Raw genomic sequence first — 6,198 nt, 5'->3', positions numbered from 1 at the left:
CGTACGACGAGCGATTGCTTTTTTTAATTTCTTTTTCTTCATCTTAGTCAAGCCATTCACTCCTTCTCTTTAAATACTCTTAATTTCCATTTTCGGGCGTTTTAATTAATTTGATACCATTACATTCAAAGATAATTAAAATGTGAATTGTACCTATTTATTAATGTTGACAAAAGGATTATTTTGTTCAGTTTTTCTTTATTTTTAGAAATTCAATACTACTATAAGGAATTAAAGTTCCATTACATTCAATAGCACCTTTCTTGGTATAATCCACTTTCTTCATTTGTTCCCACGTTTTTTTCATTTCCTGTTCAGTGTCAAATATCCACCCTAAACTTCTTCCGCTTTTAAGATTAATCTCAATCATTTACCTCTACCCCCTACTTCATTTTTAATATTCGTTCCATATTATCTAGATAAGTTTTTAATGTTATTTTTGAAGTTCTGCCATCGCCTTGTTCATATCTTCTTTTTAACCACTCATACCATCCTTGAATTTGTTGTTCTTTTGCTTCGTTATTTTTATTCATTTTATCTTCCTTCCTGAATAAAACTCAATATTCCGTCAATACTGTAGACAACCCATTAAGTTACTTTCTCCTTGTTCCCCCTTGGAGATGAGCAGTTAGCTTTTGCTAGCTGCTCATTTATGTTAGTTCTGACGTAATTAAAACCGTTTGATTTTCATGATCGAGAAATTTATCTACGAAACTATATAAAGACAACTCTTGTATTCTTCTATTTGAGCAACTGCATTTAAAAATTTACCGAATGCAAATTCTTTTGTAACCTCTGTAATATCCCCTTCATTAATAACACTTTGTGTCCCATCACCTGCAACTTCTTTCGCATATACTGTGTAAGCTCTACCTTTTGTTTCTGCCGCTACTAATGCCCAATATTCATGTTTATCAAACTCAAAGTATTTCATATCCATTCTCCTTTTCTACAAAATGAAATTTTTATACTAATCTTCTAAATAACCCATTCTCTCGCCGATAAATTTCGCTATATTAACCGTTAACCCGTTTCCAGCCTGTGCATATAATTGATTCGACGATGTTACTTCCTTTGCTCGATCGAAGTATTCGTCAGGAATCCCTTGTAATCGCCACGATTCCCTTTCAGTAAGCCAATATAGTTTTCCGTCACGCAGCGTACATTGTTCCCTGGATCTAAGTAATGTTTGCGCTACACCATGCCCTATGCGTGTCTTAGATGTTGGTACTGCTATATTAATAGCGTCACCGACAACGCCAATGTCATATCCTTGTTTAGTGGCTTGTCTTACTTTCACATAATCTTTTGTTACTTCTAAAATGCAGCTGTTCTTTTCTGTATCAACTAAATATTCGTCGGACACCTGATCCTCTAAGATATCCTGCAATGAATATTCTTTTCCTTCTTTGAGGTATTCCAACCTCTGTTGAGGTGATAACATCCCATTCCGCATCATACCCGACTCCATCCATTTCAGCGAGAATACGGGCAAGGTCCCATCCTTTATTGACTGATAATGTGTTATCAACGTTTTCAAAGAGCAGGTAGGCAGGTTTCTTATGTTCAGGTACTTCTTTGATGAGCCGGATAACTTCTGTAAATAGTCCTGATCTTTCTCCTGCAAGTCCTTTTTGTTTTCCATTTTTGGAAATATCGGTACAAGGAAACCCCGCTGTCCAAATATCAGCCCTCGGAATAGAAGTTCCTTTTGCATTTCTGATATCATGTTCCGTCCACTCTCCTTCTGTATCGTGCATTGCTTCGTATGTTTTCCTTGCAGGTTTATTCCATTCACAAAAACCAATACAGGAATGTCCAGCTTGTTCTAATCCAATTCTCATCATTCCAACACCACTGAAGAAATCTATAAAAGTAAGACTCATATCACCACCTCGCTTTCTACTAAAATGAAGTTTTTGTTAAGTCTTACCTTTACATTCCGAAGAATTTTTTAGCTATTTTGTCTGTATTTAAGTTTTTTGTACAAAAAATAAGATAACAAAGGATACTAACCGCAATATTTTCTATAGGTACTAACACTAAACATATAATAAAAATATTTGGATTAATTTCTTCCTCTTCCATCACTCGTTTCATAAGTTTACGACTTACAATTACACTCCCTACATATAGGAGCAACAACACTATTGAAAATAGGATTTGATTAGCAACTGGCAATATACTCCCTCCTTTCTAATAAAATAGCGTTTTTATAACAAATCATTTATCTTTGCATTCCATCTCCACAAAATCCGCTAATTCCATTTTCTTCTGCACTTCTTCCAGATAATGAAATACCGCTTCTTCTCCACCTTGTTCTCTAACATAAGAAACCCATTTTTTCTGCGAATCATCTAATTCTAGTTTGATTGTTGCTTTAACAATCAAACTAGAATTTCACTCCGATCTATAAAATAAAGATTTTATTCAGATTTAATTAAAATTAGCCTTAACTATTTTTGGTATTTTAAACCATTTTAGTTCTATCCATGTATAAGATAATTGTGCTTATACATACTATAAACAACGGTGTCAAAACTCACTCAATTTATTATGTTGCAACCTCTTTTTGGCGGTTAGCTTTTGCTATCCGTCTCCTTTTTTGGTTCAATTAACCTTTTCTTGAAAATGAGCATATACTATTGAGATTGTAGGTATACACTGGTTCGAGAATTCTTTACTGTGGGGCTCTTTCTTTTTTGTAAAAATCCCTATTCAAATAGTATTTTTATTAAAAACTTTTCTCCTTTACACTTAACGAGCTTATGTTATTATATGGAGACTCTTCACTCATAAAGATCTATCCTTCCCAATCTATGAGCACGCTTATATTTGTGCTCTTTTTGCTTGCTATGACTACCATAATTAAAAATCCCCTTAAGTAGAGCTTTTTGTTACTTAAACAAAAACATTAAAGTAACAAACTTAAAAAAACACATATAATATTAAGATATATCGGACACTCATATATTTAATCAAGGTTATTTTTGACAACAGGAAGCAAAGCATTACAGAAGGAGAATTTCTATGAGCATTGAATTTTTTTCACTGGCACCAACAGCTTTTCAAGTGTTAAAAGCAGGAGAGTCGAATCCACAACAAAAGAAACGCATTATTTATGGGCAAGCCACATCAAACGCAAATGGTATAGCTACACTTTATTTCACAGATAATCAATTAGCTAATGGTAATTCATTATTAACAACCGTTGACTATGCAGTAGCAAGCATATATTCTACTAACTCTTCGATAAATGCAAGACCAAGAGTACAAATGCGAGAGAAAAATGTTACTGGAAAATACGTTTCTGCTAATGTTACCAATATTAGTGGTGTAACAGTTCTAGGAATTAGTGTATTAGGTTCTGAAAATCCAATGAGTGGCATTCTTGTAGATTTTATGATTTTAGGTAGTTTTAAATAGTGAAGAAAAAAGTGAAAAGGGCTTAAAAGACATAAAATGTTTATACCTCAGAGATAATTGTAAAATGTGCAACAAATAAAAATGTACAACACAGGTATTTAGCCTCATAACACTTCGGTGAATTGAAGTTAGGAACTTATTTTATAGTGCCCTTTTCTAATAAAATTCAAATTTGGTCTGACTTTAATAAATCTGAACCTACATTTTTTCTCTGTGCTGATTTAAGATAGTCTCTAATGCAATTGCTGTTCCCTCATTCGCGATCCATTGACCACGATAGTAACCTGATAAGCCTAAATCTCCAGCCTCATACGCTTTGTTTGATTCCTTTCTGTTTTCTAGCGCTGATTGTTGCAATTGATTTATATATTCCTTGATTACTTCCTTCATTATCTTCAGCTCCTTTTTTAATTCTTTCCGTTTCTCACAATCAATTTCTTGAATCGTACTAAGGCATTTTTTCCAGTTCTAATTACTGGTGTTGTTACAACCTTTTCTATATTCCACTTTCTGGTGATTACTCTTTTCATAAACGTGCTGTAGCCAATTCCATTGGGCTTGGCTCATTCTAACCACACTTTTCCCAAACCTTTTCTTTTTAACGCTGGCTTCATAGAGGCCTCTTGATATCCCCAACCACTATTTAATTTACTGTAACATGTAGCGGCGTTTATGCCATTCGCCTCAGCTATTCTACGCCATTTCGTGTGCACTCCCTCAAACCTGTTATGTCTGACGCTTCTCGGCGTTGCTGTTAACGCTTCTTCTAGATCCCATTCAGCTACATAAACACGATAATTTAGCATCTTTCTACTAATTCCATTAAATAAAGCTCTTGCATATTCTTCATCGACCACCATTCTCCCTCCTAATCAAGTGCCAAAAATTCTGCCCTAGTACGATTCGAAATAGTTATCATAATATTCTGAATGCATTCCCCATGCTCTTCTATTGCAGCATTCCAAGCTTCAGCTTCAGTTTTAGCATCAAAACAGTCCATTTTTTGTCGTTCCTCTTTATCGTAAAAATACACTTCAAAGCTTAGATTCAAAAACTTATCACTGGTGCTTATAGCGTCGTAGCAAAAACTCCCTATCACATCATCAATCGTTAATTGCTTCATAATCGCATCCCCAGTTATTTAATTTTTTCCGTATACGTAGTTGATACACGATCAACCTTCCCACTTTGCCACGTAATGATTTGTTCACCAAACCCTGTTGCTGGAGGATTCAGCGGAGTAACTTCACCATTTTTGACCACGTAAATTTTATTAGCAGTAACATCAATTTCCACTTTCGTAGATTTCATACGACTGAAATCCCCCTTTTCTCGCTAGCTAACTTTTGGTTGCTGATTAAGTTGTAAATCTTGCTTCATTGACTCAAATTTAATTAAGTACGCTTTCCAACGCTTATCATTTTCTTCTTGTATCTTTATTGCTACTTCACAGTTACAACCGTTTCGTTCAGCTACACCTAGATAGGTTTTTTTTAAAATAATCCCTGTATCATGACATAATACACACATACTTATTCCTCCTTTTTGAAGTTTCGCAAACTGTAATTTTCACCATGCATTTTTATCACTTGAGTATCTTCCATAATCCGACTAAATTCACGTTCTCCATACATTTCAGCTAACTCCATAACTCCAAAGTTTGTTGTAAATAAGTTTGTTCTTCCTAGCCTGCGCTCGAGAATATCTTTTGTTTTCGTTTTCTTCCAAGTAACCCCCTCGGCATCTTTTTCCGTACACTCTGCTCCGAAGTCATCTAATACAAGTACATCCACATTTGCGATGATAGACATTAGCTTGTCCTCTGTTAATTCGCTATTTTTATTCCATGTAGATGTGATTTTTGTAAAGAGTGCATTCATTTCTATAAACATTGCGCTGTAGCCTTTTCTCATAATTTCTTTTGTAGCCGCTACACATAAATGACTCTTTCCGACTCTGTAATTACCTGTAATTACGATGCTTTCTGACCTTTTAGGATCAAAGTTTCTAGCAAAATCCATTATTACTTCTTTAGCATTTGCTAATTCCGGTGTAGGTGGTACGTAACTATCAAATGTTGCTTTTTTTAACTTAGGATTTATAAGGCTGTTATCTGAAAACGAATCGTATAAATGAATAATTTCGTTTTTCTTCTTAATAGCCAGTGTTTCTTTTGCAAGTTGTTGGTCTTCTTGCTCTACCGATCTACATTGCGGACAAAACTCTTCATTTGTTTTTGCATCTATAAGTAAACGTTTATTACAAACGTCTTTAATTTTGTCTTTCCCGACCAAGAAAACATTTGTACATCTATTAGGAGACAACACATAACTTTGAACAAATTTACTCAAAATCGTATTTTTCGATGAAGCTACTGTTTTTCCTAACGCTTGCATTGTTTTTCTCTCCTTTTTTACCTTTGTTTTTAAACTCTATTTCTGCTGCATTAACATCAGCTAAAGTACGAATGTTTTTATTAACCCACTGTTTTAAAATGCCCTCAGCATAATTCCATTTCTTTTGCTGTTTCAAAGCACGTTCCATAGCTGCTTGTACAAGTTCTTCGCTTGTATCGTTTACCCATTGCGAAATACTTTCGGCTATGAATGAATTTAAAATACCGAAATTATTTTCGTAGAAAGAGAAGATACTACTACTTTGTATATTAGTATTTTGTTTATTAGTACTTAGTTCTTTAGTACTTAGTTCTTTAGTACTTAGTTCTTTAGTACTTAGTTCTTTAGTACTTAGTTCTTTAGTACTTAGTTCTTT

Annotated in this window: 12 protein-coding genes and 2 pseudogenes; 1 reads left to right on the top strand and 13 read right to left on the bottom strand. The window is 34.2% G+C overall.

What is annotated here, in order from left to right:
• Positions 1-187 precede the first annotated feature (187 nt).
• From ACQRBL_RS11900 to ACQRBL_RS11875, 6 genes and pseudogenes are all read right to left on the bottom strand, one after another.
• Entirely contained in the window at positions 188-370 is a 183-nt protein-coding gene (locus ACQRBL_RS11900; protein WP_021728831.1) for a hypothetical protein, read from the bottom strand.
• 13 nt (positions 371-383) lie between these two features.
• Positions 384-533: a hypothetical protein gene (locus ACQRBL_RS11895; RefSeq protein ID WP_411996761.1), complete on the bottom strand. Its 150-nt coding sequence runs from the start codon at positions 531-533 to the stop codon at positions 384-386.
• A 173-nt stretch (positions 534-706) separates the two neighbouring features.
• Complete coding sequence (locus tag ACQRBL_RS11890) at positions 707-934, bottom strand: hypothetical protein (protein ID WP_411996762.1); 228 nt, start codon at positions 932-934, stop codon at positions 707-709.
• Between the two features lie 36 nt (positions 935-970).
• A pseudogene (locus tag ACQRBL_RS11885) lies at positions 971-1,844 on the bottom strand (DNA cytosine methyltransferase).
• Positions 1,845-1,935: 91 nt separating this feature from the next.
• A complete protein-coding gene (locus ACQRBL_RS11880; protein WP_411996763.1) occupies positions 1,936-2,181 on the bottom strand; it encodes a hypothetical protein in 246 nt (81 codons plus the stop codon).
• Between the two features lie 42 nt (positions 2,182-2,223).
• The gene (locus tag ACQRBL_RS11875; RefSeq protein WP_197230134.1) at positions 2,224-2,391 is read right to left on the bottom strand and encodes a hypothetical protein; all 168 of its coding nucleotides are present in this window, start codon (positions 2,389-2,391) and stop codon (positions 2,224-2,226) included.
• Between the two features lie 639 nt (positions 2,392-3,030).
• Between ACQRBL_RS11875 and ACQRBL_RS11870 the strand changes: the two genes are divergently transcribed.
• A complete protein-coding gene (locus ACQRBL_RS11870; RefSeq protein WP_197230133.1) occupies positions 3,031-3,426 on the top strand; it encodes a hypothetical protein in 396 nt (131 codons plus the stop codon).
• Between the two features lie 198 nt (positions 3,427-3,624).
• On the opposite strand, the gene ACQRBL_RS11865 is transcribed toward ACQRBL_RS11870, so the two are convergent.
• The 7 genes and pseudogenes from ACQRBL_RS11865 to ACQRBL_RS11835 form a co-directional block, all read right to left on the bottom strand.
• Positions 3,625-3,816 (bottom strand): hypothetical protein, encoded by a 192-nt coding sequence (locus ACQRBL_RS11865; RefSeq protein WP_023520938.1) that lies wholly within the window; start codon positions 3,814-3,816, stop codon positions 3,625-3,627.
• Between the two features lie 17 nt (positions 3,817-3,833).
• Positions 3,834-4,286 (bottom strand): annotated as a pseudogene (locus ACQRBL_RS11860) (nucleoside permease).
• Positions 4,287-4,294: 8 nt separating this feature from the next.
• A complete protein-coding gene (locus ACQRBL_RS11855) occupies positions 4,295-4,549 on the bottom strand; it encodes a hypothetical protein (RefSeq protein ID WP_411996764.1) in 255 nt (84 codons plus the stop codon).
• A 14-nt stretch (positions 4,550-4,563) separates the two neighbouring features.
• Positions 4,564-4,737 (bottom strand): DUF3954 domain-containing protein, encoded by a 174-nt coding sequence (locus tag ACQRBL_RS11850; RefSeq protein WP_144517506.1) that lies wholly within the window; start codon positions 4,735-4,737, stop codon positions 4,564-4,566.
• A gap of 24 nt (positions 4,738-4,761) precedes the next feature.
• A complete protein-coding gene (locus tag ACQRBL_RS11845; protein WP_411996765.1) occupies positions 4,762-4,956 on the bottom strand; it encodes a hypothetical protein in 195 nt (64 codons plus the stop codon).
• 2 nt (positions 4,957-4,958) lie between these two features.
• Positions 4,959-5,822 carry an ATP-binding protein gene (locus ACQRBL_RS11840; protein ID WP_411996766.1) on the bottom strand — a complete coding sequence of 288 codons (864 nt, stop codon included), beginning with the start codon at positions 5,820-5,822 and terminating at the stop codon, positions 4,959-4,961.
• Positions 5,770-6,198, bottom strand: a 429-nt coding sequence (locus tag ACQRBL_RS11835; RefSeq protein ID WP_427734591.1) for a DnaD domain-containing protein, incomplete at its 5' end; no start/stop codon positions are given. The genes ACQRBL_RS11840 and ACQRBL_RS11835, both read right to left, overlap by 53 nt.

The organism is Bacillus sp. AF62 (genome assembly GCF_050312695.1).
Taxonomy (GTDB): domain Bacteria; phylum Bacillota; class Bacilli; order Bacillales; family Bacillaceae_G; genus Bacillus_A; species Bacillus_A cereus.
Note: the sequence above shows the minus strand (reverse complement) of the source record. Positions and strands in the feature narration are given on the sequence as shown.

Excerpts from the sequence above, each read along its gene's own strand:
- ACQRBL_RS11845 (WP_411996765.1), bottom strand. The coding sequence starts at position 4,956 with ATGTGTGTATTATGTCATGATACAGGGATTATTTTAAAAAAAACCTAT.
- ACQRBL_RS11895 (WP_411996761.1), bottom strand. The coding sequence starts at position 533 with ATGAATAAAAATAACGAAGCAAAAGAACAACAAATTCAAGGATGGTAT.
- ACQRBL_RS11865 (WP_023520938.1), bottom strand. The coding sequence starts at position 3,816 with ATGAAGGAAGTAATCAAGGAATATATAAATCAATTGCAACAATCAGCG.
- ACQRBL_RS11855 (WP_411996764.1), bottom strand. The coding sequence starts at position 4,549 with ATGAAGCAATTAACGATTGATGATGTGATAGGGAGTTTTTGCTACGAC.
- ACQRBL_RS11850 (WP_144517506.1), bottom strand. The coding sequence starts at position 4,737 with ATGAAATCTACGAAAGTGGAAATTGATGTTACTGCTAATAAAATTTAC.
- ACQRBL_RS11890 (WP_411996762.1), bottom strand. The coding sequence starts at position 934 with ATGAAATACTTTGAGTTTGATAAACATGAATATTGGGCATTAGTAGCG.
- ACQRBL_RS11840 (WP_411996766.1), bottom strand. The coding sequence starts at position 5,822 with ATGCAAGCGTTAGGAAAAACAGTAGCTTCATCGAAAAATACGATTTTG.
- ACQRBL_RS11870 (WP_197230133.1), top strand. The coding sequence starts at position 3,031 with ATGAGCATTGAATTTTTTTCACTGGCACCAACAGCTTTTCAAGTGTTA.
- ACQRBL_RS11900 (WP_021728831.1), bottom strand. The coding sequence starts at position 370 with ATGATTGAGATTAATCTTAAAAGCGGAAGAAGTTTAGGGTGGATATTT.